Source organism: Streptomyces griseochromogenes, assembly GCF_001542625.1.
GTDB lineage: Bacteria > Actinomycetota > Actinomycetes > Streptomycetales > Streptomycetaceae > Streptomyces > Streptomyces griseochromogenes.
This window is the reverse complement of the sequence record NZ_CP016279.1, coordinates 7,737,052-7,763,596: the sequence shown is the minus strand read 5'-3', so window position 1 is coordinate 7,763,596 and position 26,545 is coordinate 7,737,052. Positions and strand designations below refer to the sequence as shown.

At 72.4% G+C, this 26,545-nt stretch carries 16 protein-coding genes; 8 read left to right on the top strand and 8 right to left on the bottom strand.

The features are described from left to right. Positions 1–2: 2 nt before the first annotated feature. Positions 3–4,706 carry a hypothetical protein gene (locus AVL59_RS33450; RefSeq protein WP_067312200.1) on the top strand — a complete coding sequence of 1,568 codons (4,704 nt, stop codon included), beginning with the start codon at positions 3–5 and terminating at the stop codon, positions 4,704–4,706. Positions 4,707–4,788: 82 nt separating this feature from the next. Here the strand turns inward: AVL59_RS33450 and AVL59_RS33445 are convergent, their stop codons facing one another. After that, positions 4,789–5,322 carry a hypothetical protein gene (locus AVL59_RS33445; RefSeq protein ID WP_067312198.1) on the bottom strand — a complete coding sequence of 178 codons (534 nt, stop codon included), beginning with the start codon at positions 5,320–5,322 and terminating at the stop codon, positions 4,789–4,791. Between the two features lie 420 nt (positions 5,323–5,742). Between AVL59_RS33445 and AVL59_RS33440 the strand changes: the two genes are divergently transcribed. From AVL59_RS33440 to AVL59_RS33420, 5 genes are read left to right on the top strand one after another with little or no spacing between them, the layout of a single operon-like run. Further along, positions 5,743–8,586, top strand: a complete 2,844-nt coding sequence (locus tag AVL59_RS33440; RefSeq protein ID WP_067318063.1) for a nitrate- and nitrite sensing domain-containing protein — start codon at positions 5,743–5,745, stop codon at positions 8,584–8,586. Then, positions 8,583–9,017 carry a roadblock/LC7 domain-containing protein gene (locus tag AVL59_RS33435; RefSeq protein ID WP_067312196.1) on the top strand — a complete coding sequence of 145 codons (435 nt, stop codon included), beginning with the start codon at positions 8,583–8,585 and terminating at the stop codon, positions 9,015–9,017. The genes AVL59_RS33440 and AVL59_RS33435 overlap by 4 nt, the downstream gene beginning before the upstream one ends. A 9-nt stretch (positions 9,018–9,026) precedes the next feature. Further along, positions 9,027–9,422 carry a DUF742 domain-containing protein gene (locus AVL59_RS33430; protein WP_067312194.1) on the top strand — a complete coding sequence of 132 codons (396 nt, stop codon included), beginning with the start codon at positions 9,027–9,029 and terminating at the stop codon, positions 9,420–9,422. A 24-nt stretch (positions 9,423–9,446) separates the two neighbouring features. Continuing rightward, positions 9,447–13,085 carry a hydantoinase B/oxoprolinase family protein gene (locus tag AVL59_RS33425; protein WP_067312192.1) on the top strand — a complete coding sequence of 1,213 codons (3,639 nt, stop codon included), beginning with the start codon at positions 9,447–9,449 and terminating at the stop codon, positions 13,083–13,085. Then, on the top strand, positions 13,066–13,671 hold the full coding sequence (locus AVL59_RS33420; protein ID WP_067312189.1) for a GTP-binding protein: 606 nt from the start codon (positions 13,066–13,068) through the stop codon (positions 13,669–13,671). The genes AVL59_RS33425 and AVL59_RS33420 overlap by 20 nt, the downstream gene beginning before the upstream one ends. A 90-nt stretch (positions 13,672–13,761) precedes the next feature. Here the strand turns inward: AVL59_RS33420 and glpK are convergent, their stop codons facing one another. From glpK to AVL59_RS33395, 5 genes are all read right to left on the bottom strand, one after another. After that, entirely contained in the window at positions 13,762–15,282 is a 1,521-nt protein-coding gene (gene glpK / locus AVL59_RS33415; protein ID WP_067312186.1) for a glycerol kinase GlpK, read from the bottom strand. Between the two features lie 34 nt (positions 15,283–15,316). Further along, positions 15,317–16,066 (bottom strand): MIP/aquaporin family protein, encoded by a 750-nt coding sequence (locus AVL59_RS33410; protein ID WP_067312184.1) that lies wholly within the window; start codon positions 16,064–16,066, stop codon positions 15,317–15,319. A gap of 362 nt (positions 16,067–16,428) precedes the next feature. After that, entirely contained in the window at positions 16,429–18,078 is a 1,650-nt protein-coding gene (locus AVL59_RS33405) for a GGDEF domain-containing protein (RefSeq protein ID WP_067312182.1), read from the bottom strand. A gap of 133 nt (positions 18,079–18,211) precedes the next feature. After that, positions 18,212–19,402, bottom strand: coding sequence for a lipid-transfer protein (locus tag AVL59_RS33400; RefSeq protein ID WP_067312179.1), 1,191 nt, complete (start codon positions 19,400–19,402; stop codon positions 18,212–18,214). Continuing rightward, complete coding sequence (locus AVL59_RS33395) at positions 19,399–19,845, bottom strand: Zn-ribbon domain-containing OB-fold protein (protein WP_067312176.1); 447 nt, start codon at positions 19,843–19,845, stop codon at positions 19,399–19,401. The genes AVL59_RS33400 and AVL59_RS33395 overlap by 4 nt, the downstream gene beginning before the upstream one ends. Positions 19,846–20,075: 230 nt before the next feature. Between AVL59_RS33395 and AVL59_RS33390 the strand changes: the two genes are divergently transcribed. Then, on the top strand, positions 20,076–20,612 hold the full coding sequence (locus AVL59_RS33390) for an NUDIX domain-containing protein (RefSeq protein WP_067312174.1): 537 nt from the start codon (positions 20,076–20,078) through the stop codon (positions 20,610–20,612). A 9-nt stretch (positions 20,613–20,621) separates the two neighbouring features. Here the strand turns inward: AVL59_RS33390 and AVL59_RS33385 are convergent, their stop codons facing one another. After that, on the bottom strand, positions 20,622–22,985 hold the full coding sequence (locus AVL59_RS33385; RefSeq protein ID WP_079147138.1) for a glycoside hydrolase family 31 protein: 2,364 nt from the start codon (positions 22,983–22,985) through the stop codon (positions 20,622–20,624). A 214-nt stretch (positions 22,986–23,199) separates the two neighbouring features. Between AVL59_RS33385 and AVL59_RS33380 the strand changes: the two genes are divergently transcribed. Continuing rightward, positions 23,200–25,167, top strand: a complete 1,968-nt coding sequence (locus AVL59_RS33380; protein WP_067312172.1) for an acetoacetate--CoA ligase — start codon at positions 23,200–23,202, stop codon at positions 25,165–25,167. A gap of 12 nt (positions 25,168–25,179) precedes the next feature. On the opposite strand, the gene AVL59_RS33375 is transcribed toward AVL59_RS33380, so the two are convergent. Further along, the gene (locus AVL59_RS33375; RefSeq protein ID WP_067312169.1) at positions 25,180–26,499 is read right to left on the bottom strand and encodes an aminotransferase class I/II-fold pyridoxal phosphate-dependent enzyme; all 1,320 of its coding nucleotides are present in this window, start codon (positions 26,497–26,499) and stop codon (positions 25,180–25,182) included. Between the last annotated feature and the right edge of the window lie 46 nt (positions 26,500–26,545).

Here is a 26,545-nt window from a genome sequence, read left to right as displayed (position 1 = left end):
CCATGTACGAGCTGTCCCGGGTCCGCCTCTACTCCATCGGGCCCGCCGGTGCGCGCTACGCCGACACCGTGCTTGACCTGCGGGGTGTGGGCGAGCCCGTGCCCGACCCGGCGCCCACCCAGGCGGAGTTCTTCGAGGAGGAGCCGACCGGCCCGCCGCGCCGCCCCGCGCCCGCGGGCGTGCTGTTCCTGGAGAACGGCGGCGGCAAGTCCGTACTGCTGAAGCTGATCTTCTCGGTGATGCTGCCGGGCCACCGCAACACCCTCGGCGGCGCCAGCTCCGGCGTGCTGCGCAAGTTCCTGCTCGCCGACGACTGCGGCCACGTGGCGCTGGAGTGGCAGCACGTGCAGACCGGCGAATGCGTCGTCGTCGGCAAGGTCAGCGAGTGGCGCGGGCGCCAGGTCTCCAACGACCCGCGCAAGTTCGCCGAGGCCTGGTACTCCTTCCGGCCCGGCCCCGGCCTCAGCCTGGACAACCTGCCCGTCGCCGAGTCCACCGCCGTACGGCCGCCCGTCGAGGGTGCCTCGGGCGCCCAGGGACGCCGCCGCACCATGAAGGGCTTCCGCGACGCCCTCATGGAGGCGGGCAAGGCCTACCCGCATCTGGAGGTGCACTGGGAGGAGATCCACGACCGCTGGATCGAGCACCTCGGCGACCTCGGCCTCGACCCCGAACTCTTCCGCTACCAGCGGGAGATGAACGCCGACGAGGGCGAGGCGGCCGGTCTCTTCGCGGTCAAGAAGGACTCCGACTTCACCGATCTGCTGCTGCGCGCCGTCACCGACACCCGCGACACCGACGGTCTCGCCGACCTCGTCAGCGGCTTCGGGAACAAGCTGGGCCGGCGCACCGAGCTGATCGCCGAACGGGACTTCACCGCGGGCTCGGTCGATCTGCTCGGCCGGATCGTCCAGGCCGCCGAGGCGCGTGCGGGTGCGCGTGACATCCACGCCGGCGCCGAGCGACGCACCCGCACGCAGGTCCGGCGGCTGTCCGCGCGGGCCGTGCGGGAGCGGGTGCGGGCCGCCGATCTCGCCCAGCGCGTCACGGCCGCCGCCTACGCGGTCACGCACTCCGAGGGCGCGCGGGAGCGCAGCGCCCTGATCGCTGCCGAACTCGCCTACCGGCACGCCTCCCTGGCGCTCGCCGCGGCCGAGAAGTCCGCCGCCGCGCAGAAGCGCGAGCTCGCCGACGCGCGCACCCTGCACGCCGCCTGGCAGGCCGCCGAGTCCGTGCTGCGCCACCGCGCCGCCGCCGACCGGGTCGCGCGCGTGTCCGCCGCCATCCAGGAGGCCGAGCGGGACGCCGCGCCCGCGCTCGCCGCCCGCGCCAAGGCCGCCGTGGACCTCGTACGGGCCCTGCACTCGGCCACCGGGAGTGCCGAGGCCCTCGCCAACGAGGAGGAGGAGCGTTCCGCCGCCCTCCAGGAGGTCAGCGACAGCGCCTACCGGGACTCCACCGCCGCAGCCACCGAGGCGCAGCGCGCCCGCAGCGAGGCCGGGCATCTGCGCCAGCGCCTCGCCGAGGTCGAGCAGGAGACCGCCGAGGCGGTCCGTGCGGGCTGGCTCGACGACAGCGCCCCGGACGCCGACCCGGCCCGCGCCGCGCTCGCCGCCAGCGACGCCGAGAAGACGGCCGTGGCCGCCTGGGACGCGGCTCGGGAGGCCGCCCGCAAGGTGACCGAGCACGCCCGCGAGGCGGCCTCCGCCGAGTCCCGCGCGGAGCTGACCGCGGCCCGCGCCGCGGACGCGGCGACCGCGGCCGAGCGCGCCCACGAGGCCGAGCGGCGCCTCGCCGAGTCCCTCGCGACAGAGGAACGGCTGGCGGAACTCCTGAACCTGCCGGGCGCCGTCGGGGCCGGGCGGCCCGGTGTGCCCGCACCCCGGTCGGGAGACGACGACACATCGGACGACCGGACCGGCCTGGCGGCCGGCGGCCACGGTGCCCCGGGCGCGCACACCGGGACCGCGGACGCCGGCGCGTCCGGCGCCTCGGACGAAGGACCCGTCACGCCCGAGGAACTCGACCGCTTCGCCGACGAGTTGCGCGAGCTGCTCGACGACGCCGTGTCGACCGCCGAACGGCACCTCTTCGACCTGCGCACCGCCGCCGCGGACGACGCCCGCATCCTCGGAGCCCTCGGTGACGGCGGACTGCTGCCGCCCGGCCCGGACGTCCTGGCCACCGTCGAGTTCCTCGGCGAGCACGGCATCCCCGCGCTGCCCGGCTGGCGCTACCTCGCACAGGCCGTCGACCCCGCCGACCACGCGCGCGTGCTCGCCGCCCGCCCCGAACTGGTCGACGGCGTGATCATCACCGACCCGGACACACACGCACGAGCCCGTGAGGCGCTCTCCGAGGCCGCCCTGCTGCCCCGCTCGGCCGTGGCCGTCGGCACGGCCGCCGCGCTGCTCGCCCCCACCCCGGCCCCGGACGCGACCCCCAGTGACGTCTTCCTCGTCCCGCCGAACCCGGCCATGCACGACGAACACGCCGCCGACGAGGAGCGGCAGACGCTGCGCGCGCGGGCCACCGAACGCGACGAGGAGATCCGCGCCCTGGCCGCCCGGCTCGGCAAGGACCGCGAGCTTGCCGCACGCCTCGCCTCCTGGCGCACCGGCTGCCCGGCCGGCCGGCTCACCGAACTCGCCGAGGCCGCCCAGGAGGCCCGCGCGTTCGCCGAGGAGGCCGAGGCCGAACTGGCCGAGGCGCGCACGGCGCGGGCCGAGGCCGAGGAGTCCGCCGCCGAGGCCGTGCAGGTCCGAGACGAACGGCAGGAATCCGCGCAGAAGGCCCGGCGCGCCGCCGACGCCCTCGCCGGGCTCGCCTTCCGGCTGCGCGAGCGCGCCGGCTGGCAGGTGAAACTGCGCGAACTCGCCGACGAGGCCGCCGAGTCGGAGGCCCGTGCCCAGGTCTGCCTGGAGCGCGCCCGTGCCGCCGACGAGGACCGCCGCGCCGCCCAGCGCGCCGCCGACGACGCCCGCCGCACCGCGCGTGCGCTGCGCGCCGAACGCTCCGAGATCGCCGGCGCCCCCGACGACGTACAGGAGGACGGCGCGGACGCCCCGAAGACCTCCCTGCCCGCCCTGCGCGAGGCCTACCGGGCCGCCTCCCAGGTGTACGAGAAGGTCGGCGTCGGCGCCGACCTGCGCGCCGAGCAGGCTCGTGCGGAGAGCGACGAGAGCGCGGCCCGCGCTGAACTCGACCGGCTCAGCAACAAGGTCCGCACCCGCGCCGAACAGCTGCTGCAGTCGCCGGACGGCTCGGACGGCCCCTCCCGGCAGGCCGCCGCCGCGCGCGCGGAGGAGCTGGTGCAGCTCCTGGAGACCCGGATGTCCACGGCGAGCGAGCAGCTCGGACGGCTGCGCGGCGAGGCAGAGCGACACGCCCCCGAGGACGGCGAGGCACACACCGAGCTGCCCGAGGAACTCGTGCCGCGCGACGCCGAGCACGCCCAGGCCCTGCTGCGCACCGCCACGGCCGAACTCGCCTCCCGCACCGAGGCGCTGGCCGAGGCCCGGGAGGCGCACGCCGAACTGCTGGAGGCGCACCGGGCCGCCGAGGACGCGGCGAGCGGTTTCGACGAGATCGCCGCGATGCTCCGCGACCTGCTGCGCGAGCACGCCGTCGAAGAGGAGCAGGAGGAGCCGGAGCCGTACCCGGGCAGCCTGGAGGAGGCCCGGCACTCGGCCGCCGAGGCGCGCCGCTCGCTGCGCGGCTGCGCCGCCGACCTCGCCGCCGCCGAGTCGGCCGTGCGCGAGGCGAGCGACGTGCTCGTCCGGCACGCCAACTCCACGCGCTACGAGCAGGTCCGCACCCCCGCCCGGCAGCAGATCCGTGAGCTGCCCGCCTCCGCCCTGCCCGAGCACGCCCAGAAGTGGGCGGACGCCTTCGCGCCCCGACTGCGCGTCCTCACCGACGAGCTGGCCCAGCTGGAGCGCAACCGGGACTCGATCGTGGACCGGCTCAGGGGACTGGTCGAGTCGGCCCTCGCCACCCTGCGCTCCGCCCAGCGGCTCTCCCGCCTCCCGGAAGGCCTCGGCGAGTGGTCGGGGCAGGAGTTCCTGCGCATCCGCTTCGAAGAGCCCGACCAGGCGACCCTCACCGAACGGCTCGGCGAGGTCATCGACGACGCCACGCGCGCGGCCGTGAAGAAGAACTCGGACCTGCGTCGTGACGGCATGTCCCTGCTGCTGCGCGGAGTCGCGGCAGCGCTCCAGCCCAAGGGCGTGGCCGTCGAGATCCTCAAGCCCGACGCCGTACTGCGCGCCGAGCGGGTGCCCGTCGGGCAGATGGGCGACGTGTTCTCCGGTGGTCAGCTGCTCACCGCCGCCATCGCGCTGTACTGCACGATGGCCGCGCTCCGGTCGAACGACCGGGGGCGGGACAAGCAGCGCCACGCGGGCACGCTGTTCCTCGACAACCCGATCGGCCGCGCCAACGCGACGTACCTGCTGGAACTCCAGCGGGCCGTCTCCGACGCGCTGGGCGTGCAGCTGCTCTACACCACCGGTCTGTTCGACACCACCGCGCTGGCCGAGTTCCCGCTGGTCATCCGGCTGCGCAATGACGCCGACCTCAGGGCGGGCCTGAAGTACATCAGCGTGGAGGAACACCTGCGTCCGGGACTGCCGCAGCAGGCACAGACCGGAGAAGCGGTGCACAGCGAGATCACGGCGACCCGGATGTACAAGCGGCCGGCGTGAGGGGTCGGGGGCAGCTGAGCGGAGTGCCGGCCCGGCGGCCGGCACCGGCCGCCGAGGTCACCGCAACCGGCCCGTCCGAAGGTCAGGGATGCGACAGCTGCCCGGTGCCGCCCCGTCGGCGTATCCGCTCCTGCTCCCGCGCGGCGATCCGCTCCTGACGCCGACGGGCGCGGCGCTCGCGGCGCAGCGAGCGGGCGGTGCTGCTCGGCTCGGAGACCACGCCGTGCCGCTGGCTCCACACCTGGCGGGTCACCCACACATCGACCGCGGCCCACGTCGCCACCACCGTACTGGCGACGCTGCTGATCACCATCGGGAACGCCAGCCAGGAGCCTGCCAGCGTGCACAGGAACGCCACCATGGCCTGGATCAGCGTCACCGCGATGATCAGCACCGCCCGTACCGCCGCCGTACGCACCGGATCCGGCATCCGGCGCCGCCGCGCGGGCTCTTCGATCCACAACGGCCGGTGACAAGACTCCTGCTGCCCGACCACGGGCTCCCCGGCACGCCCCCGCTCCGGAATGTCGCGATCCGGCGCCTGACGGCGCCGTCGCTCCGCCGAGCGCTCCGCCTCGCTCTCCTCGGGCGCCTCGCGCCGCTCCGCCGTCCCCATCACCGTGTCACTCCCCACCGCCGGCAGACCGCTCGCCCCGGTGCCCGAAGGCCCCGACTCCCCAGTGGCTGCCCGGCTTGCGCTGTTTTACGCCGCCGGGGTGCGGGATGCGGCTCCTGTGGCCGATTCCGCCCCCATCTCCCGTAGAGAAGGACGAACAACGCCCCGCGAAGATTCCCCACTTGCGAAAATTTCCAGCCAACTGGCTGTCCGTACTGCTTCGGCCGGTCCCGATGTGGGAGCGCACAACCCGGGCGCAATCTCCCATAATACCCGGACAACTCGCCATCTCTCGGCGCCGGAGCGGAAGTTCATCCTCCGGACGTGTCTTCGAGTTAGTCGTGGGGCGGTAGTAGGCTCGCGCCGTTTGTTGACGGACATGTGTACCCCCGGCCGGTGGGGGTCGAGCTGGGGGAGGCCATGCGCTTTCGCGGGAAGTCGATCCGCCGGAAGATCGTGGCGCTGCTTCTCGTGCCGCTGGTGTCCCTGACCGCCGTCTGGGGTTTCGCCACGGTACTCACGGGACGTGAGGTCACCCGGCTCTTCCATGTGACCGACGTCGTACAGAACATCGGCTACCCGGCCGACGACACGGTCCGCGTCCTGCAGGAGGAACGCCGCCAGACCCTCGTCTACCTCGCCGACCCGCGGGCGGCCGACGCCCTCTCGGCGCTGCACCGCACCCGCGCCGCCACCGACCGTGCGGTCGCCAAGATCCGCAAGAACGCCCAGGACCATGACGTTCTCGACGACATGGACGAGTCCGACACCGAACGCCTCACCGCCGCCCTGGACGCCTTCGACGGCCTCGACTCGCTGCGCCGCAGCGTCGAGGAGCGCACGGTCAGCCGCGCCCAGGCACTCGGCCTCTACGACCGGCTCGTGGACTCTTGCTTCTCCCTGCTCTCCGTGCTCGACGGCATCGACGACGTCGAGATCGAAAAGCAGGGTCAGGCCATGATCAACATCGGCCGCGCCCGCGAGCTGCTCTCCCGCGAGGACGCCCTGCTCGGTTCCTCGCTCGTGGTCGGCACGCTTTCCCACGACGAGACCCGCGACATCTCCGACCTCATCGCCCAGCGCACCCTGTTGTACGACACCAGCCTGCCGCTGCTGCCCGCCGCGGAGCGCGATCGGTACGAACGCTTCTGGAAGAACGCCACCACCGCCCCGCTGCGCGTGGCCGAGGAGAACGCCGTCCGCACGGACGCCGGAACCCCGCACGGCGTCACCGCCCGGACCTGGGACTCCGCCGCGGCCGGCGTCCTCGACCAACTCGGCACCATGGACGACCAGGCCGGCGATCGCTTCCAGGACCGGGTACGGCCCGTGGCCATGAGCGTCATCGTGCAGGCGGCCGTCGCGGGCGTCCTCGGCCTCGTCACCCTGCTGCTCTCCATCGTCCTGTCCGTGCGCGTCGGCCGCAGCCTCATCCGCGATCTGCGCCAGCTGCGCCTGGAGGCGCACGAGGCGTCCGGTGTGCGGCTGCCCAGCGTGATGAGGCGCCTGTCCGCCGGTGAACAGGTCGACGTCGAGACCGAGGTGCCCCGGCTGGAGTACGACAAGAACGAGATCGGCGAGGTCGGCCAGGCCCTCAACACCCTGCAGCGCGCCGCCGTCGAGGCCGCCGTCAAGCAGGCCGAACTGCGCGCCGGCGTCTCCGAGGTCTTCGTCAACCTCGCCCGCCGCAGTCAGGTGCTGCTGCACAAGCAGCTCACCCTTTTGGACACCATGGAACGCAGGACCGAGGACACCGACGAACTCGCCGACCTCTTCCGCCTGGACCACCTCACCACCCGTATGCGCCGGCACGCCGAGGGCCTGGTGATCCTCTCCGGCGCCGCACCGTCGCGGCAGTGGCGCAGACCCGTGCAGTTGATGGACGTCGTCCGCGCCGCCGTCGCGGAGGTCGAGGACTACGAGCGCATCGAGGTCCGGCGCCTGCCGCGTGTCGCCGTCACCGGCCCGGCCGTCGCCGACCTCACCCATCTGGCGGCCGAACTCCTCGAGAACGCCACGGTCTTCTCGCCGCCGCACACCGCCGTGCAGGTGCTCGGCGAGCGGGTCGCCAACGGTTTCACCCTGGAGATCCACGACCGGGGTCTGGGCATGGCGGCCGAGGCACTGCTGGACGCCAACCTCCGGCTCGCCGAGACGCCCGAGTTCGAACTCTCCGACACGGACCGGCTCGGCCTGTTCGTGGTCAGCCGCCTCGCCCAGCGTCAGAACGTCCGGGTCTCCCTTCAGCCGTCCCCCTACGGCGGCACCACCGCCATCGTCTTCATTCCCGACACACTGCTCACCGACGATGTCCCGGACACCAACGGCATCGGCTTCCGCCTCGACCGCGCCCGCCCCTCGGGGGAAGCCGGGCAGGCGGCGAGCCTCTCCTCCGGCCGCTCCCAGGCGCCGGCGCAACTGCCCGGCGTGCCGACCTCCCTGCTGGACGGACCGGTCGAGCTGGAGGGCCCCGTGGACCTGGACGCCATCGACGACTTCCCGGGGGCGCTGACGGACGAGGAGACCGAGCGCGGCGGGCTGTTCCGCCCCCGCTCCCGCGGCAGCGCCGACGACCCGGCCGCCTCCCGGCGGGATGAGCCCCATCAGCCGGCCTCCCCGCGGGCCGACGAGAGCCACGCCGACGACAGGCCGGCCGCCCAGCGCTCCGGCGGACCCGTACCGCTGCCCCGGCGGCAGACGCCCAAGCTGGTCAGCTCGCACGGCAAGCCCGTCACCGAGCAGCGCCCCCGGCGCGGTGACCCCGACGAGCAGCCCGCGACCGGGCGCCGCCGTTCCGACACGGGCGGACCGGCCCCGCTGCCGGCCCGCCGCCGCGGCGAGGCGGCCCGGCGGTCCCCCGGGCCACACGACCCCGACGAGCGCGCGGCGACTTCGGCGGGCAGCACGGACGAGACCCCCGAGGTCCCGGCGCTGCCCAGACGGCCCCGGCCCTCGGCGGCCGCTTCCAGCGGCGGCCCGGGCGATGCGGACCCGCCCCCCGGCGGCGCGGTCCCGGAACCCGGGCCCGGCACCGGACCGCTGCCCCGACGCATACGGCAGGCCAACCTGGCCCCGCAGCTCAAGCAGGAACCCGACCGGCGCCCCGAGTCCGCGGCGCAACCCTCCGACCGCGACGCCGACGAGGTCCGCAGCCGGATGGCCTCGCTCCAGCACGGCTGGCAGCGCGGCCGCAAGGAGAACGCCGCGGGCGAAGGCGCCCAGAACGGCTCAGCACAAGGAACGACTAAGGGGGACGGTCGATGACCGCACCGAAGGCCACCGGCTCCACCGAGACGAACAAGGTGGAGCTGAACTGGCTCCTGGACGATCTCGTCGACCGGGTCGCCAGCATCCGCAAGGCCGTCGTGCTCTCCGGCGACGGTCTGCCCACCGGGGTGTCCAAGGACCTGACCAGGGAGGACAGCGAGCACCTGGCCGCCGTCGCGTCCGGCTTCCACAGCCTCGCCAAGGGGGTGGGCCGTCACTTCGACGCGGGCAGCGTCCGGCAGACCGTGGTCGAGCTCGACGACGCCTTCCTGTTCGTGACCGCCGCCGGGGACGGCAGCTGCCTCGCCGTCCTCTCCGACGCCGACTCCGACGTCGGCCAGGTGGCCTACGAAATGACACTCCTGGTCAAGCGGGTCGGCGTGCATCTGGGCACCGCTCCGCGCACCGATCTGCCCGCAGGCGGGTAGTGAAATGACATGAGCGGAGACGGTCAGGGAAGAAGCCACTGGTTCGACGACGAGGCCGGGCCGGTCGTCCGTCCCTACGCCATGACGCGCGGCCGCACCACGAGTCCGGCTCAGCACCGCCTCGATCTGATCGCGGTGGTTGTCACCGAACCCCACACCGGCGATCCGGAGGGCGATCCCACGCTCGCCCCGGAGCACGTGGACATCGTCGGACTGTGCCGTGAGGCACCGCAGTCGGTGGCCGAACTCGCCGCGGAACTCAAGCTGCCCATCGGAGTGGTGCGCGTTCTCATCGGAGATCTCGTGCACGCGGAACTCGTTCATGTGACACGGCCGGTGCCCCCGGCCGAGCTGCCGGACGAGAGTATTCTGCGCGACGTGATCAACGGCCTCCGGGCGCTGTGACCGGCGCGGAAGCGGAGTAGTGACGTGACAGGCTGGCAGTTCTGGGTCGACCGTGGCGGCACCTTCACGGACATCGTCGCGCGTCGCCCGGACGGCCGCCTGCTCACGCACAAGCTGCTGTCCGACAACCCCGCCCGGTACGCCGACGCGGCCGTCGCCGGCGTACGTGAACTGCTCGCCGGTTCCGGGGAGCCCGTCGACGCCGTCCGGATGGGCACGACGGTCGCCACCAACGCCCTGCTGGAACGCAAGGGTGAACGCACCCTGCTGGTGATCACCCGCGGCTTCCGCGACGCCCTGCGCATCGCCTACCAGAACCGCCCCGGCATCTTCGCCCGTCGCATCGAGCTGCCCGAGCTGCTGTACGAGCGGGTGATCGAGGCCGACGAACGCATCTCCGCCGACGGCACCGTCCTGCGGGCCCCCGACCTGGACGCCCTCGCGGGCCCGCTCCGGCAGGCCTACGACGACGGGATCCGCGCGGTCGCCGTCGTCTGTCCGCACAGCCATCTCCACCCCGCCCACGAACGCGCGATCGGCGAGCTCGCCGCCCGCATCGGCTTCCCGCAGATTTCGCTCTCCAGCGAGGTCAGCCCGCTGATGAAGCTCGTCCCGCGCGGGGACACCGCCGTCGTCGACGCCTACCTCTCGCCCGTGCTGCGACGCTACGTGCGCCAGGTCGCCGACGAACTGCGGGATGTACGGCTGATGTTCATGCAGTCCAATGGCGGGCTCACCGAGGCCGGACAGTTCCGCGGGAAGGACGCCATCCTCTCCGGGCCGGCCGGCGGGATCGTCGGCATGGCCCGCATGTCCGAGCGGGCCGGCTTCGCCCGCGTCATCGGCTTCGACATGGGCGGCACCTCCACCGACGTGTCGCACTTCGCCGGCGAGTACGAACGCGTCTTCACCACCCGGATCGCGGGCGTCCGGCTGCGCGCCCCCATGCTGGACATCCACACCGTGGCCGCGGGCGGCGGCTCGGTGCTCCACTTCGACGGCTCCCGCTACCGCGTCGGCCCCGACTCGGCCGGCGCCGACCCCGGACCCGCCTGCTACCGGGCCGGCGGCCCGCTCACCGTCACCGACGCCAATGTCATGCTCGGCCGGATCCACCCCGCCCACTTCCCCGCGGTGTTCGGCACGGACGGCGATCAGCCGCTGGACGTCGCGCTCGTCCGCGACCGCTTCGCCGCCCTCGCCCGCGAGATCAGCGAGCGCACCGGCGACGACCGCACCCCGGAGCAGGTCGCTGAGGGCTACCTGCAGATCGCCGTCGCCAACATCGCCAACGCGGTGAAGCGGATCTCCGTCCAGAAGGGCCACGACGTCACCCGCTACGCCCTGACCACCTTCGGCGGAGCGGGCGGCCAGCACGCGTGCAGGGTCGCCGACTCCCTCGGCATCCGCACCGTCCTCGTACCCCCCATGGCAGGCCTCCTGTCCGCGCTCGGCATCGGACTCGCCGACACCACGGCCATGCGCGAACAATCCGTCGAGGCACCGCTGGAAGCCGCCTCGATGCCCGGCATCCGCAGGACGGCCGACGACCTGGAGGACGCCGCGCGCGCCGAACTCCTCGCCGAGGACGTCCCGGAGGACCGTATCGAGGTCACCCGCCGCGCCCAGCTGCGCTACGACGGCACCGACACCACCCTGACCGTCGAGCTGACCGACCCCGGCACCATGAAGCACGCCTTCGAAGAACGTCATCGCGCCACGTACTCCTTCACCCTCGACCGCCCGATCGTCGTCGAAGCCCTCTCCGTCGAAGCCACCGGCCTTACCGCACCCCCCGATCTCTCCGCCCTCGCCCCGTACGAGGGCCGTCCCGCCGCTCCCGAAACCGTCCGCCTCCACACCGGTGGCACCTGGCGCGACGTGCCCCTCCACCGCCGGGAGGCCCTTCCGCCCGGCGACACCGTCACCGGCCCCGCGGTCGTCACCGAGGCCGGCGCCACGACCGTCGTGGACGACGGCTGGCGGGCCGCCGCGACCGACGACGGGCATCTGGTCATGGAACGCGCGGTGATCACGCAGAGTTCCGACCTCGACACAAAAGCCGACCCGGTTCTGCTCGAGGTCTTCAACAACCTCTTCATGTCGATCGCCGAACAGATGGGCGCCCGGCTGGAGTCCACGGCCCAGTCCGTCAACATCAAGGAACGCCTGGACTTCTCCTGCGCCCTGTTCGACCCGGACGGAAACCTGGTGGCCAACGCCCCGCACATCCCCGTCCACCTCGGTTCCATGGGCACCAGCGTCAAAGAGGTCATCCGCCGCCGCGGCACCTCGATGCACCCCGGCGACACCTACGCCGTCAACGACCCTTACCACGGCGGCACCCACCTGCCCGATGTCACCGTGATCACCCCGGTCTTCGACACCGACTCCGCGGCAGACACGGAGAGTGAGCCGCGGATTCTCTTCTACGTCGCCTCCCGTGGCCATCACGCCGAGATCGGCGGCATCGCCCCCGGCTCCATGCCCGCCCACAGCCGGACCATCGAGGAGGAGGGCGTCCTCTTCGACAACTGGCTGCTCGCCGAGAACGGCCGCTTCCGGGAGGAGGAGACCCGACGGCTTCTCGCCGAGGCGCCCCACCCCTCCCGCAACGTCCCCACGAACCTCGCCGACCTGCGCGCCCAGATCGCCGCCAACCGGAAGGGCGTCGACGAGGTGCGCCGCATGATCGATGAGTTCGGTCTCGACGTCGTACAGGCCTACATGCGGCACGTCCAGGACAACGCCGAGGAATCCGTCCGCCGCGTCATCGACGCCCTGGACGACGGGGAGTACGCCTACGAGACGGACTCGGGCGCCGTCATCCGCGTCCGCGTGCGCGTCGATCGTGCCGAACGACGCGCGACCATCGACTTCACGGGCACCTCCGCACAGCTCGCCACGAACTTCAACGCCCCCTTCTCGGTCGTCAACGCGGCGGTCCTGTACGTCTTCCGCACCCTGGTCGCCGACGACATCCCCCTCAACGACGGCTGCCTGCGCCCCCTGGACATCGTCGTACCCGCCGGCTCGATGCTCGCCCCCGAACCACCCGCCGCCGTCGTCGCGGGCAACGTGGAGACCTCCCAGGCCGTCACCGGGTCCCTGTACGCCGCGCTCGGCGTCCAGGCCGAGGGCTCCGGGACCATGAACAACGTCACCTTCGGCAACGAACGCCACCAGTACTACGAGACCGTCGCCTCCGGATCCGGAGCGGGCGACGGCTTCCCCGGCGCCGACGTCGTACAGACGCACATGACCAACTCGCGGCTCACGGACCCCGAAGTGCTGGAGTGGCGACTGCCTGTCAGACTCGAGGAGTTCGCGGTCCGGCAGGGCAGCGGCGGCGCCGGACGCTGGCGCGGCGGGCACGGCGCCGTGCGACGCATCCGCTTCCTCGAACCCATGACCGTCTCCACGCTCTCCCAGCACCGCCGCGTGCCGCCGTACGGCATGGCGGGCGGCGAGCCCGGCGCGCTCGGCGCCAACCGGGTGGAGCGGGCCGACGGCACCGTCACTGAACTCGGCGGAAGCGGCTCGGCGGACGTCGGTCCCGGCGACGTACTCGTCATCGAAACCCCCGGTGGCGGCGGCTACGGCCGACCGTCGTCCGACCACCATCAAGCAGGAGAAGAGATCGATGATCTTCGGGCGTTCTGAGCGCGGCAAGCCCCCGGTCGAGCCCGTCACGCTCAAGATCCTGGTGGCCGGCGGCTTCGGCGTGGGCAAGACGACCCTCGTCGCCGCAGTCAGCGAGATCAGGCCGCTGCGCACCGAGGAGTTGCTCACCGAGGCCGGGCGCCCCGTCGACGACACCACCGGCGTGGAGGGCAAGCACACGACCACCGTGGCCATGGACTTCGGCCGCATCACCCTGCGCGAGGACCTTGTGCTGTACCTGTTCGGAACGCCCGGGCAGGAACGGTTCTGGTTCATGTGGGACGAGCTGTCCGAGGGCGCGCTCGGCGCCGTGGTCCTCGCCGACACACGCCGTCTGGAGGACTGCTTCGCCGCCGTCGACTACTTCGAGAGACGCGGCATACCCTTCCTCGTCGGCGTCAACTGCTTCGAAGGCGCCGACCGTTACCCTGCGCAGGCCATCCGCCAGGCACTCGACCTGGACGAGGACGTGCCCGTACTGCTGTGTGACGCCCGCGACCGGGAGTCGGCCAAGGAGGTGCTGATCGGGGTCGTCCAGCACGCGATGGACTACGCCGTCGACCGCCGCCGGGCCGTCACCACCTGACCCACGGCGCGGCCCGTACCCCCGCCGACCGGGGTACGGGCCGCGGTCCCTGTGGGATGCCGCACGCGCGCGTGAAGCGCGCCCCGGCGCCTAGGCCTCGTCGTCCTCGAGCCAGCCGAAGCTCTTCTCCACGGCCCTGCGCCAGTTGCGGTACTCGCGGTCACGTACCGCGGCCTCCATCGCCGGAGTCCACTGGGCGTCCTCCTGCCAGTGCGACTTCAGCTCGTCGAGGTCGTTCCACACGCCCGTCGCCAGACCGGCCGCGTAGGCGGCGCCCAGACAGGTGGTCTCGGACACCCGGGGCCGGATCACCGGCACGCCGAGGACGTCCGCCTGATGCTGCATGAGCAGGTTGTTCTTGGTCATGCCGCCGTCGACCTTCAGCGTGGTGATCCGCACCCCCGAGTCCTGGTACATGGCGTCCACGACCTCCCGTGTCTGCCAGCTCGTCGCCTCCAGCACCGCGCGCGCGAGGTGGGCCTTCGTGACGTACCGGGTCAGCCCGGTGACGACCCCGCGCGCGTCGGAGCGCCAGTACGGCGCGAACAGGCCGGAGAAGGCGGGCACGATGTAGGCACCGCCGTTGTCCTCGACACTCGCCGCCAGTGTCTCGATCTCGTCGGCGGTACGGATGATGCCGAGCTGGTCGCGGAACCACTGGACCAGCGCGCCCGTTATCGCTATGGACCCCTCCAGGCAGTACACTGGCGCCTCACCGCCGATCTTGTAGCCCATCGTCGTCAGCAGCCCGTTCTTGGACGGCACCGGCCGGTCGCCGGTGTTGAGCAGCAGGAAGCTGCCGGTGCCGTAGGTGTTCTTCGCGGTGCCGACGTCGTAGCAGGCCTGCCCGAACACGGCGGCCTGCTGGTCGCCCAGCGCCGAGGCCACGGGCACACCGGCGAGCTGGCCGACGGCCGTGCCGTACACCTCGGCGGACGACCTGATCTCGGGCAGGATCGCCTGGGGCACGTTCATCGCGGAGAGGATGGAGGGATCCCACTGGAGGGTTTCCAGGTTCATCAGCATGGTGCGGCCGGCGTTGGTCACGTCGGTGACGTGCCGGCCGCCGTCCGTGCCGCCGGTGAGGTTCCAGATCAGCCAGGAGTCGATGGTGCCGAAGGCGATCTCGCCGCGTTCGGCGCGGCCCCTGAGACCGGGCACCTGGTCCAGCAGCCAGGCCGCCTTGGGCCCGGAGAAATAACTGGCCAGCGGCAGTCCGGTCTGGTCACGGAAGCGGTCCTGGCCGTCGGTGCCGCCCAGTTCGTTGCACAGTGCCGCGGTACGGGTGTCCTGCCAGACGATCGCGTTGTGCACGGGCTTGCCCGTGGCGCGGTCCCACAGGACCGTGGTCTCCCGCTGGTTCGTGATGCCGAGCGCGCTCAGCTGGTCGGCGCGCAGCCCGGCCTTGGCGAGCGCCCCCGCCACCACGGCCTGCACCTTGGACCAGATCTCGGTGGCGTCGTGCTCCACCCAGCCCGGCTTGGGGAAGATCTGGCGGTGCTCGCGCTGGTCCACGGCGACGATCGCGCCGCCGTGGTCGAAGATGATGCAGCGGCTGGACGTGGTGCCCTGGTCGATGGCGGCGACGTACTTCTCGGCGGAATCCGTCATGGCTGTCCCTGGGTCGCTGGGTCGGGTCGCTGGGTCAGAAGGCCGCGTTGTAGACGAGGCCCGCGAGCACTCCGCCGATCAGCGGGCCGACCACCGGGATCCAGGCGTAACCCCAGTCGGACGTGCCCTTGTTCGGGATCGGCAGGAAGGTGTGCACGATGCGCGGGCCGAGGTCACGCGCCGGGTTGATGGCGTAGCCGGTGGGCCCGCCGAGGGAGAGTCCGATACCGACGACGAGCAGCGAGACGATCAGCACCGTCGTGCCGGACTCACCGAGCCCCTTCGTCAGTCCGAAGGCGAGGATCGGCAGCACGAGGGCCATCGTCGCGATGATCTCGGTGATGAGATTGGCGACCGGGTTCCGGATCTCCGGGATGGTCGAGAAGATGCCGAGGGTCGGCAGCGGCTCGTCGTCGGCGTCCCCGGTCGAGTCCTCCTTGCGCGCGTTGGCCTGGAACTGCGCGAGGTACACCAGGTAGGCGAGGACGGCGCCCAGCATCGCGCCGACCATCTCGCCGAGGAGATAGACCCAGACCTTGCCCCATTTGCCGGTGTCCACGGCGATGCCGATGGTGACCGCGGGATTGAGCTGGCCGCCGGAGAGGGGAGCGGCGGTGTAGGCGCCCGCGAGCACGCCGAATCCCCAGCCGAACGCGATGACGACCCACCCCGAGGCACGCGCCTTGGAGTGTCTGAGGGTGACGGCGGCGCAGACTCCGGCACCGAACAGGATCAGGATCGCCGTGCCGATGACCTCGCCGACGAAAATGTCTCCATTGCTCATGGCGGCTCCCTAGGCGCCGGCTCGGGGCGAGCGACCCCGGCCCTCCGTGCAGGAACGGTTCCCTTGGCGACTTCAGCCGAAGGCAGGGAGGGTCCCGCGCCCCGCCCGGCGTCTGTGACGAGCGTGCCGTCGCAGCCGGATCGCCCAGAGCGGACGGACCGTGGAACAGAAGGACCCACGGAGCAGTGCCTGATAACGCCGAGAATGTACGGCGATGTCGGCTGACACCGGGAAGTGTTCACCGGCGCAGAGGGACCGTCAAGGTCGCCGACGGCAACGATGACAGCGGTTGCCCCGGGAGCGGGAGCCGACGGCTACCTTCCCGCAGGTGGGTACTCAACGGCCGTATACGACAGGGACGTTCACCCGAGCTGCTCGGCGGCCGCACACTCCGCCTGGAGCGGGGCCGCCCCTGAGCCGCGCCGGATCTCCAGCCCCGGCAGTCCCGCGCGCCCGAGCACCCAGCTCGACCCGTTCAGCGCCTTCGCCGTCTTCTTCAGCGGAGCGAGACGCGCGGCGGCCTGGCGATGATCGGACACGCTGCCGGGCAGGCACACGATGGTCGCGAGGGACAGCGTGACCGTGCGCCCGCCCGCCGACCAAGGCGCATCCAGCATGGCCGCGACCAGCGGATCGAGCGCCTCCTCCTCGGCCAGCACCAGAAAGTCGTCCCCGCCGATGTGACCCACGCGCGCGTGGGCGGCCACCGTCTGCTGCAGCGCCCGGCCCACCGAGCGGATCAGCTCGTCGCCGGCCGCGAAGCCGGAGCCGTCGTTGACCTGCTTGAAGTGGTCGATGTCCAGCCAGCTGAGCGCGAACGCCCGCCCGTCGGCGATCCGCCGGTCCACCTCACTCGTGATCGCGTCGGAACCGGGCAGCCGGGTCAGCGGATTGAGCCCGGCCGCCTCCTCCACCCGGGTCTCGGCCAGCGCCCGCACGAGATCCGCGAGCCGTACGACGCCCACGCACCGGCCGCTGTGGTCGACGACCGCCACATCGTCCGAGGTGCGGTCACGGCCGCCGATCGCCACCACGTCCAGCACCTCCCAGGCGGTGGCGTCGGCGCCGACGGTGCGCGGCACGTCGCCCAGCTTGAAGGCGGGCCGGTCCGCGTACAGGGCGTGCCCGTACCGACCCGACATCGACAGCAGAAACCGCGACCGGTGCACCGAGCGGACAGGCACCCCGGACTGGTCCACGAGCAGCACCCCGGAGACGTCCGGCGAGCCGGTCAGCAGCGCCCGTACCTGTCCTGCCGAGGCCGTGACCGGCAGGACGGCTGCGGGCCGCACGAACTCCCGTACCGACGGCCCGGAGCGGGGCACGGCCGGCGCCCCGGGAGGCCGGGGCGGAACGAAGACCTCTGCTGCCGGTATCCGGGCCGGCGGGGCGAAGAGTTCGCCTTGGGCGAGCTGCGCGCCGGCCGATGTCGCCGCCGCACACTGCAGTTCGGTCTCCACGCCCTCCACCGCCACCAGGGCACCCAGCTGCTCGCACAGCGTCCGCATCGCCCGCACCGCGGCGGGCCGGGCCAGCAGCGAGGCGTCGAGCTTCACGAGGTCGGGGGAGAGGTCGGTGAGCAGCCTGAGCGGGACGTCCCCGTCCCCGATGCCGTCGGCGCTGATCCGGAACCCCTGGTCGCGCAACGAGGTCACCGCTTCCAGCAGGGCCCGTTGGGGTACGTGGGTGTAGGGCGGCACGACATCGAGGGTCACCTCCCAGGGCATGCGCCCCGCCGCGCGTACGGCGTCGTGCAGCGGGGTCAGGCCGCCGAGGTCGGCGAGCGTGGCCGCGAACACGTTCAGGTGCAGCGGCAGCAGAGTCTCCTTGCGAGTGGCCGCGCGGAGGGCCAGCGTGGCGAGTCTGCCGTCGAGTTCGGGATCTCGGCGGGCTTCGGCCAGGACGTCGCCGGCCTCCGGGCGGGCGAGTATCTCCAGTGCGGCGACCGCGCCAGTCCTCAGGTTGACCACCGGCTGGAAGGCGAAGCGGAGAGTATCCGTCCAGGAGTGCACGGGAGCATGATGTCGCTGCCCGGGTACGCCCAGGCCCAGTTCATAAGACGTTCACGCAGCATTCCGGGGTGATCACACAGCGTGGACATTCACCTGAGTCCCATCCGTCGCACACCCCTGTGACGAGCTCGGCTCAGCGCACCACGATCACCGACGACCCGTGTCCGAACAACCCCTGGTTCGCCGTGATCCCCACACGCGCCCCGGGGATCTGGCGGTCGCCCGCGGCGTTCCTCAACTGCCAGGTCAGCTCGCAGACCTGGGCGATGGCCTGGGCCGGCACCGCCTCGCCGAAGGAGGCGAGCCCGCCACTGGTGTTGACGGGTATGCGGCCGCCCGGGGCCGTCTCCCCCTCCCGCAGGAGTTTCGCGCCCTCGCCCTTGCCGCACAGCCCCAGATCCTCGTACCACTGCAGTTCCAGCGCGGTGGACAGGTCGTAGACCTCCGCCAGGGACAGGTCCTCGGGGCCGATGCCCGCCTCCTCGTAGGCGGTCCTGGCGATGGACGCCCGGAAGGTCTCGCCCGGGGGCTCCACCGCGGCGGCCGAGTCGGTGGCGATGTCCGGCAGGTCCAGCACCGTGCTCGGGAAGCGCGGGGTCACCGTCGACACGGCTCGGATCCGCACCGGCCGCGCCGCGCCGTGCCGGCGTGCGAAGTCCAGGCTGCACAGCACCAGGGCGGCGCCGCCGTCGGAGGTCGCGCAGATGTCCAGCAGCCGCAGCGGATCGGCGACCACCGCGGAGGCGGCTACCTCCTCGGCGGTGACCCGCTTGCGGTAGCGCGCGTACGGGTTGAGCGCCCCCAGGGCGGCGTTCTTCACCTTGACCAGGGCGAAGTCCTCCGGAGTGTCGCCGTGCAGCGCCATCCGGCGGCGCGCGTACAGCCCGAAGTACGCCGGGTTCGTCGCGCCCAGCAGACGGAACCGCAGCCAGTCCGGGTCGTCGGGGCGATCCCCGCCCGCGGGGCGGAAGAACCCCTTGGGCGCGGCGTCCGCCCCCACCACGAGAACGACGTCCGCCAGCCCGGCGAGGATCTGCGCCCGTGCGGTCGCTATCGCCTGTGCTCCGGACGCGCATGCCGCGTAGACGCTCGCGACCCGGGCTCCCTGCCAGCCCAGCGCCTTGGCGAAGGTCGCCCCCGCCACATGCCCCGGATATCCGCCGCGTACCGTGTCCGCACCCACGATGGAGCCGACGTCCCGCCAGTTGAGTCCGGCGTCCGCGAGGGCCGCGCGGGCCGCCGCCGTCCCGTACTCGGCGAAGCCGCGCCCCCACTTGCCCCACGGGTGCATGCCCGCACCGAGCACCGCCACCTCCGCCGTCATGCCGTCACCCCCGTCGGCCGCCAGTGCCAGGTCGTCCAGGTCGTCTCCGCGTCCTCGTCGAGCACTCCGGGGACGACCTCCACCTCCATGCCCACCGTCAGATCGGTGACGGTGACCCCGGGAACCGCCTGTCCCAGCACCACGATCCGCTCGGACTCCAGCTCCACGGCGATCAACGCGTACGGCTCCCACGGAAGTTCCGGATCGCTCACATAGGGTGACGGAGGGCGGTATCGGCTGTCGGTGTACGACCAGATCCGGCCCTTGCGTGACAGCGGGACCTCCTCCAGGGCGCCCCCGGCGCAATGCGGGTTACGGCAATGGCCGTCCTCGCGTGGGAAGAAGACGGAGGCGCAGGACGAGCAGCGGGTGCCCAGCAGCCGGAAGCGGTCCCCCTCGCCGGTGAACCAGCCGGAGACCGCGGGTGTGCGTGTACGCGACAAAGTTCCTCCCGGCGGGCGACGCGATCTGACGATGCGTCAGAAGTGTGCCACGGGCAACCGGAAATGGGCAGGGTGCACCGGCGAACCGGGCGACCCGTTCCGGCGTCGTGGTATCGCGAGGGGCGGCCGGGGCCGACGGGGGTGGCCCCGGCCGCCCCTCCTCGCCCTTGCCGCCGGACTGCACGCCGTTGCCGGAACATGTCCTTCCTCTGATCGGATACAGTCCGCGCGTGTCCGAAATTCAACACTCGAATGTCAACTCCGTGCCGGGCTCTCACTGTTCGAGCTGCGGAGCGCCCTTCGGAGAGGGCATCTCCGGCTGGCCGCGCACGTGTCCCGCCTGCGGGACCGTCGCCTACCGCAACCCGCTGCCGGTCGCGATCGCGCTCCAGCCCGTGTACGACACCAAGGGCACGGCCCTGGTGGTCATCACCCGGACCGTCGCCCCCGCGCGCGGAGGCACGGCACTGCCCGGCGGCTACATCGACGACCGGGAGGACTGGAAGCAGGCCGTCGTCCGCGAGCTCAAGGAGGAGACGGGCATCGACGCGTCCGCCCGCGACGTGCGGCTCGTGGACGCCATGAGTTCCCCCGACGGACATCTGCTGCTGTTCGGACTCCTTCCGGAACGCACGGCCGAAGGACTCCCGCACTCCGAGGCCACCGACGAGACCGAGGGCTGGCACCTGCTGCGCAGGCCCGAGGAACTCGCCTTCCCGCTGCACACCCTGGCCGTTCGGGCATGGTTCGAGGGCCGCTACATCTGAGCCGGCCGCTCAGCCGAGTCCCCGTATGCGCACCGGGTAGGGCGGCTCACCCGCGCCGTCCTCCCGCTCCGCCCGGGTGACCACCACCCGTCCGCCCCGCAGGCGCGCGGCATAGCGCTCGATCACCGGCTCGTCCCACCCCTCGCCGGCATCGCGCACGACCAGCCCGCCCCCGCTCCGTCCACGGGCGGGCGCCCATGCCTCCAGTTCGAGCCCGCCGTCCTCACCACGTACGGGGATGACCGCACCCGCGCGCGCGAGCACCGGAATCCGTGACAGCGGAGCGTCCACGAGAACCTGCCCCGGACCCTCGTAGGCCCGCTCCGTCACCGTGTCGTACCAACGGCCGCGCGGCAGCTGGACCGCACGCCGGTCGGCCCCGGGATCCAGGACGGGCGCCACCAGAAGACCGTCGCCGAGCAGGAACGCGTCCTCGCAGTCGCGCAGCGCGCGGTCCTCCGGCGCCCCCCACCACAGCGGCCGCACATAGGGCGCGCCGGTGCGCCGCGCCAGGTGCGCCAGCGTCAGGAAGTACGGCAGCAGCCGACGGCGTCCGACCAGCGCCACGCGCGCGTGCTCCAGCACCTCGGGGCCGAACTCCCAGGGCTCCCGGCGTCCCGCCCGCAGACTCGCGTGCGTACGGAACAGCGGCAGGTACGCGCCGAGCTGGAACCACCGCAGATACAGCTCCGGCGACGGACTCCCGTCGAAGCCGCCCACGTCCGGGCCCGAGTACGGCACCCCGCACAGCCCCAGGCCCAGCACCAGCGACAGGGAAGCGCGCAGGCCCGGCCAGCCCGTCGCCACGTCCCCCGACCACGTGCCGCCGTAGCGCTGCATACCCGCCCAGCCGGACCGCGAGAACAGGAACGGCCGCGTCTGCGGGGTCAGCTCGCGCAGCCCCTCGTAGGCCGCCCTGGCCATGCAGAGCGCGTACGCGTTGTGAGCCTCCCGGTGGTCGCCGCCGCGCCCCTCCAGGGCATGCCGTGCCGAACGCGGCAGCGTCGCCTCACCGAAGGCGTTGAACGACGTCGGTTCGTTCATGTCGTGCCAGAACCCCGAGAATCCCTGCTCCAGCCGTTCCTCGTAGAGCCCGCCCCACCACTTGCGCACGCGCGCGTGCGTGAAGTCCGGGAACACCGACTCCCCGGCCCATACCTCGCCGCGCACCGAGCGCCCCGAGGCGTCCCGTACGAAAGCGTCCACGGCCGACCCGGTGTCGTACACGGTGTTGCCCGGGACGGCCTTCACCGCCGGGTCGACGATCGACACCAGATGGATCCCGTCCCGGCGCAGCTCCTCTGCGAGCACCGGCAGCTTCGGGAAGCGCTCCCGGTCCACCGTGAACACCTGGTGGCCCTCGTAGTGATCGATGTCCAGGTGGACGGCGTCCAGCGGCAGACCACGCTCCTGGTAGCCCGCGACGATCCGGCGCACCTCCTGCTCGCTGCCGAATCCCCACCGCGCGTGATGGTGGCCGAGCGCCCAGGCCGGCGGCAGCGCGGGTGCCCCGGTCAGCGACGCCCAGGCGTGCAGCACGCGCGCGGGGGTGCCCACCATCACCCAGCAGCGTAGGGGGCCGCCCTCCATGCGCACCTCGCAGTGCCCGGTACGGTCGTGCCCGGACCCGGCGCCCTCCTCGCCCTCCCGCAGGGTCACCCTGCCGTCCCATGTGGTGTCGTGGAACACCAGATGGGCCGCGGCGTCAGCCACCACCAACTGCACCGGCATGGTCAGGTACAGCGGATCGTCGCCAGGCCCGAACGCCCGGCCCGGATCGGTGTTCCACAGCCGGTACGTGCCGTTCCGCAGCCGAGGCCCCGAGGCCCGCCCGCCCAGGCCGAAGAACCGGGCGTCCGCCGCCACCTGCGACCGCTGCATCCACCGCGCCGTGCCCCCGCCGACCGGCTCCCACCAGCGTGGCGGCAGATCCCGCCGCAGCACCACCCCGCCGGGCGTGCAGACCTGCACCGCCCCGTGCCGCGAGACGACGACCGTGACCCGCTCGGCGACGACCCGCCAGCCACCCTCCTTGTCCGGCTCCAGCACCGCCCGCGGATCCGGCTCGGGACAGCCCCCGGAAAGCGCGTACGACGGTTCCGGACCCGCCCCGTCCCAGCCCCAGAAGACCGCTCCGTTCACCGCGACGGTGATCCGCAGCTCGGACCGGCTGAAACGGATCAGACCGCCCCCCGGGCCCGGCTCCACGCCCTGCATCTGCCCCGGGACCCGCGCCCGCTCGGCCCCCCGCGGCGGCAGCCCGGCCGCGTCGATACGCCTCCTGCGCCAGGCGGCCCGCACGGTACGCAACCCCTGAGCCGCCCTCCCCGAACCGACCACACTCACCGAACGCACCAGGTCACGACCGTCCATGCTGCTCACCCTGCCACCGACCGCCTCACGCGCGCGTGCCGTTCAACTTCCGTTCACCCGTGCTGAGCCCACATCTTCACGACACGGACTATGTGGGGCGCACCCTGGTGTAGAAGTCGATCACATGGCATCGTCCCTGTCAGCCGCGTCACGCGCACACCCCAGCCCGTGCGCGGACCGACGCACACGACGCGCACAGTCCGGGAGCCGCCCCATGTCGACCGCGAACCCACAGCCGCTCTGGCAGCCCGATCCCGAGCGGATCGCCCAGGCCCGCATCACCGCGTTCCAGGCATGGGCCGCCGAGCGCCACGGTGCCCCGGCCGAGGGAGGCTACCCGGCGTTGCACCGGTGGTCCGTCGAGCAGTTGGACACCTTCTGGAAAGCCGTCACGGAGTGGTTCGACGTACGGTTCTCGACCCCCTACGCGCGCGTGCTCGGTGACCGCTCGATGCCGGGCGCCCAGTGGTTCCCGGGAGCCACCCTCAACTACGCCGAGCACGCCCTGCGCGCCGCGGCCGACCGCCCGGGCGAACCCGCGCTCCTGTACGTCGACGAGACCCATGAACCGCGCCCGGTCAGCTGGTCCGAACTGCGCCGCCAGGTGGGCTCCCTCGCCGCCGAACTCCGCGCCCTCGGCGTACGTCCCGGCGACCGCGTCAGCGGCTACCTCCCGAACATCCCCGAGGCCGTGGTCGCCCTCCTCGCCACCGCCGCCGTGGGCGCCGTGTGGACCTCCTGCGCGCCCGACTTCGGCGCCCGCAGCGTCCTCGACCGCTTCCAGCAGGTCGAGCCCGTCGTGCTGTTCACCGTCGACGGCTACCGCTACGGCGGCAAGGAGCACGACCGCCGCGAGATCGTCGCCGAACTGCGCCGCGAGCTGCCCACCCTGCGTGCCGTCGTACACATTCCGCTCCTCGGCACGGAAGCGCCCGAGAACGCCCTCCCGTGGTCGGCGCTGACGTCGGCCGACACCGAGCCCGTGTTCGAGCAGGTCCCCTTCGACCACCCGCTGTGGGTGCTGTACTCCTCCGGGACCACCGGCTTGCCCAAGGCCATCGTGCAGTCCCAGGGCGGCATCCTCGTCGAACATCTCAAGCAGCTCGGCCTGCACTGCGACCTCGGCCCCGAGGATCGTTTCTTCTGGTACACCTCGACCGGCTGGATGATGTGGAACTTCCTCGTCTCCGGCCTGCTCACGGGCACGACGATCGTCCTGTACGACGGCAGCCCCGGCTACCCCGACACCGGCGCCCAGTGGCGGATCGCCGAACGCACCGGAGCGACCCTCTACGGCACCTCGGCCGCCTATGTCATGGCCTGCCGCAAGGCGGGCGTACACCCCTCCCGCGACTTCGACCTCTCCCGGGTGCGGTGCGTCGCCACCACCGGCTCGCCTTTGCCTCCCGACGGGTTCCGCTGGCTGCACGACGAGGTCCGCGACGACCTGTGGATCGCCTCCGTCAGCGGCGGCACGGACGTCTGCTCCTGCTTCGCCGGAGCCGTACCGACCCTGCCGGTGTACACCGGGGAACTCCAGGCCCCGGGCCTCGGCACCGATCTGCAGTCCTGGGACCCGAGCGGCAGGCCCCTCCTCGACGAGGTGGGCGAGCTGGTCGTCACCGACCCCATGCCCTCGATGCCGATCCGCTTCTGGAACGACCCCGACGGCAGCCGCTACCACGACAGCTACTTCGACACCTATCCGGGCGTCTGGCGCCACGGCGACTGGATCACCGTCACCTCGCGCGGGTCCGTGATCATCCACGGCCGCTCCGACTCCACCCTCAACCGGCAGGGCGTGCGCATGGGCTCGGCCGACATCTACGAGGTCGTCGAGCGGCTGCCCGAGATCAAGGAGTCCCTCGTCATCGGCGTCGAGCAGTCGGACGGGGGCTACTGGATGCCGCTGTTCGTGCATCTGGCGCCGGGCGCCGTCCTCGACGAAGCGCTCCTGGACCGCGTCAAGCGGACCATCCGCGAGCAACTCTCCCCACGTCATGTGCCCGACGAGATCATCGAGGTCCCGGGCATCCCGCACACCCTCACCGGCAAGCGCATCGAGGTCCCCATCAAGCGCCTTCTCCAGGGCACGCCCCTGGAGAAGGCCGTCAACCCCGGGTCCATCGACAACCTCGCCCTGCTGGGCTTCTACGAGGAACTGGCCCGCAAGCGCGCCTGACCCAACGGCACCTCACCCTCCATAGGTGGCCTCGGACTCGCCGAGCACGGTGGCGAAGTCCGAGGCCAGCCGCCCGGCCTCGGCCGGTTCCAGGTCCGCGGCCGTGATCCGGACCCCGGGCGCGGAGGCCAGACGGAAGCGCGCCCCGGCCGCGACCCACCACCCGTACGAGCGCAGCCCGTTCACCGCCGCCGACTCGTCCCGCACGGGCACCCACAGGTTCATCCCGCTCGCGGCGTGCGACGCGATGCCCCGCACGGCCAGCTCTCCGGCCAGGGTGGTGCGGCGCAGTGCGTACGTCTCACGCGCGCGTGCCACCAACGCGCGCGTGTCCTCGTCCGTCATCAGCCCGTGCACGGTCTCCTGCAACAGGTGACTGACCCAGCCCGAGGTCAGCAGCAGGCGCCCGTCGTGCCGGGCCAGCGTCACCGGGTCACAGGCCGCTGCCGCCCACCGCAGATCGGTGCCCAGGAACTTGCTCACGGTGCGCACATGCACCCAGCGGCTCAGACCCGCGCCGGCCACCGTGTGCAGCGCGGCGTCCGCCACTTCGGAGGCGTGATCGTTCTCCACCACGAGCACATCGGACGCGTCCCGCAGCATCGCGACCAGCGCGTCCCGGCGTGCCTGGGAGAAACAGCCGCCGTACGGATTCTGCGCCCTCGGGCTGAACACCACCGCCCGTACTCCGGCCCGCAGCGCCGCGCGCAGGGCCTCCGGACGCATCCCTTCGTCGTCCACCGCCACCGGGACCATCCGCAGCCCCAGCGCCGGGACCAGATCCAGCAGATGGTGATAGCCCGGATCCTCCATGGCCACACTGTCCCCGGGCCGCAACTCCACCGACAGCACCCGGCCGATCAGATCCAGCGCCCCGTGCGCGAACGTCACGTACTCCACGGGAACGCCGTCCGCCCCGAGCCAGTCGCGTACGGCCTCCTCGAGCCGCGCGAGCCGGGGAGCGGAACGATGGGCGCGGGCACCGGGGGAGAGCCGCGAAGGCGGCACCAGGCCGGGCAGCAGCGCCGGATCGGGATGTCCGCCGGCCAGGTCCCGCACCCCTGCCGGCACCTTGGGCGGCCGTCGCGAAGCGACCGCCGGGGCCGACGCCACCACTGTGCCGCCCCGCCCCCGCGTGACGACGATGCCCCGTCGGCGCAGCTCCTTGTAGGCCGTGGCGACCGTACCCGGACTCACCCCCAGCTCGTCCGCGAGCCGCCGTACGGGCGGCAGCGCGGCTCCTGGCGGCAGTGCCCCCCCGGCCACGCCGCGCTCCACGGAGGCGGCAATTCCCTTGGCCGTCGTACCACTGATCTCATATTGTGTTGCCACGTTGGAAATTATGTACCGATACATAACTCAACACAAGCTCCACGCA

Excerpts from the sequence above, each read along its gene's own strand:
- AVL59_RS33450 (WP_067312200.1), top strand. The coding sequence starts at position 3 with ATGTACGAGCTGTCCCGGGTCCGCCTCTACTCCATCGGGCCCGCCGGT.
- AVL59_RS33445 (WP_067312198.1), bottom strand. The coding sequence starts at position 5,322 with ATGGGGACGGCGGAGCGGCGCGAGGCGCCCGAGGAGAGCGAGGCGGAG.
- AVL59_RS33440 (WP_067318063.1), top strand. The coding sequence starts at position 5,743 with ATGCGCTTTCGCGGGAAGTCGATCCGCCGGAAGATCGTGGCGCTGCTT.
- AVL59_RS33435 (WP_067312196.1), top strand. The coding sequence starts at position 8,583 with ATGACCGCACCGAAGGCCACCGGCTCCACCGAGACGAACAAGGTGGAG.
- AVL59_RS33430 (WP_067312194.1), top strand. The coding sequence starts at position 9,027 with ATGAGCGGAGACGGTCAGGGAAGAAGCCACTGGTTCGACGACGAGGCC.
- AVL59_RS33420 (WP_067312189.1), top strand. The coding sequence starts at position 13,066 with ATGATCTTCGGGCGTTCTGAGCGCGGCAAGCCCCCGGTCGAGCCCGTC.
- glpK (WP_067312186.1), bottom strand. The coding sequence starts at position 15,282 with ATGACGGATTCCGCCGAGAAGTACGTCGCCGCCATCGACCAGGGCACC.
- AVL59_RS33410 (WP_067312184.1), bottom strand. The coding sequence starts at position 16,066 with ATGAGCAATGGAGACATTTTCGTCGGCGAGGTCATCGGCACGGCGATC.
- AVL59_RS33400 (WP_067312179.1), bottom strand. The coding sequence starts at position 19,402 with ATGACGGCGGAGGTGGCGGTGCTCGGTGCGGGCATGCACCCGTGGGGC.
- AVL59_RS33385 (WP_079147138.1), bottom strand. The coding sequence starts at position 22,985 with ATGGACGGTCGTGACCTGGTGCGTTCGGTGAGTGTGGTCGGTTCGGGG.
- AVL59_RS33380 (WP_067312172.1), top strand. The coding sequence starts at position 23,200 with ATGTCGACCGCGAACCCACAGCCGCTCTGGCAGCCCGATCCCGAGCGG.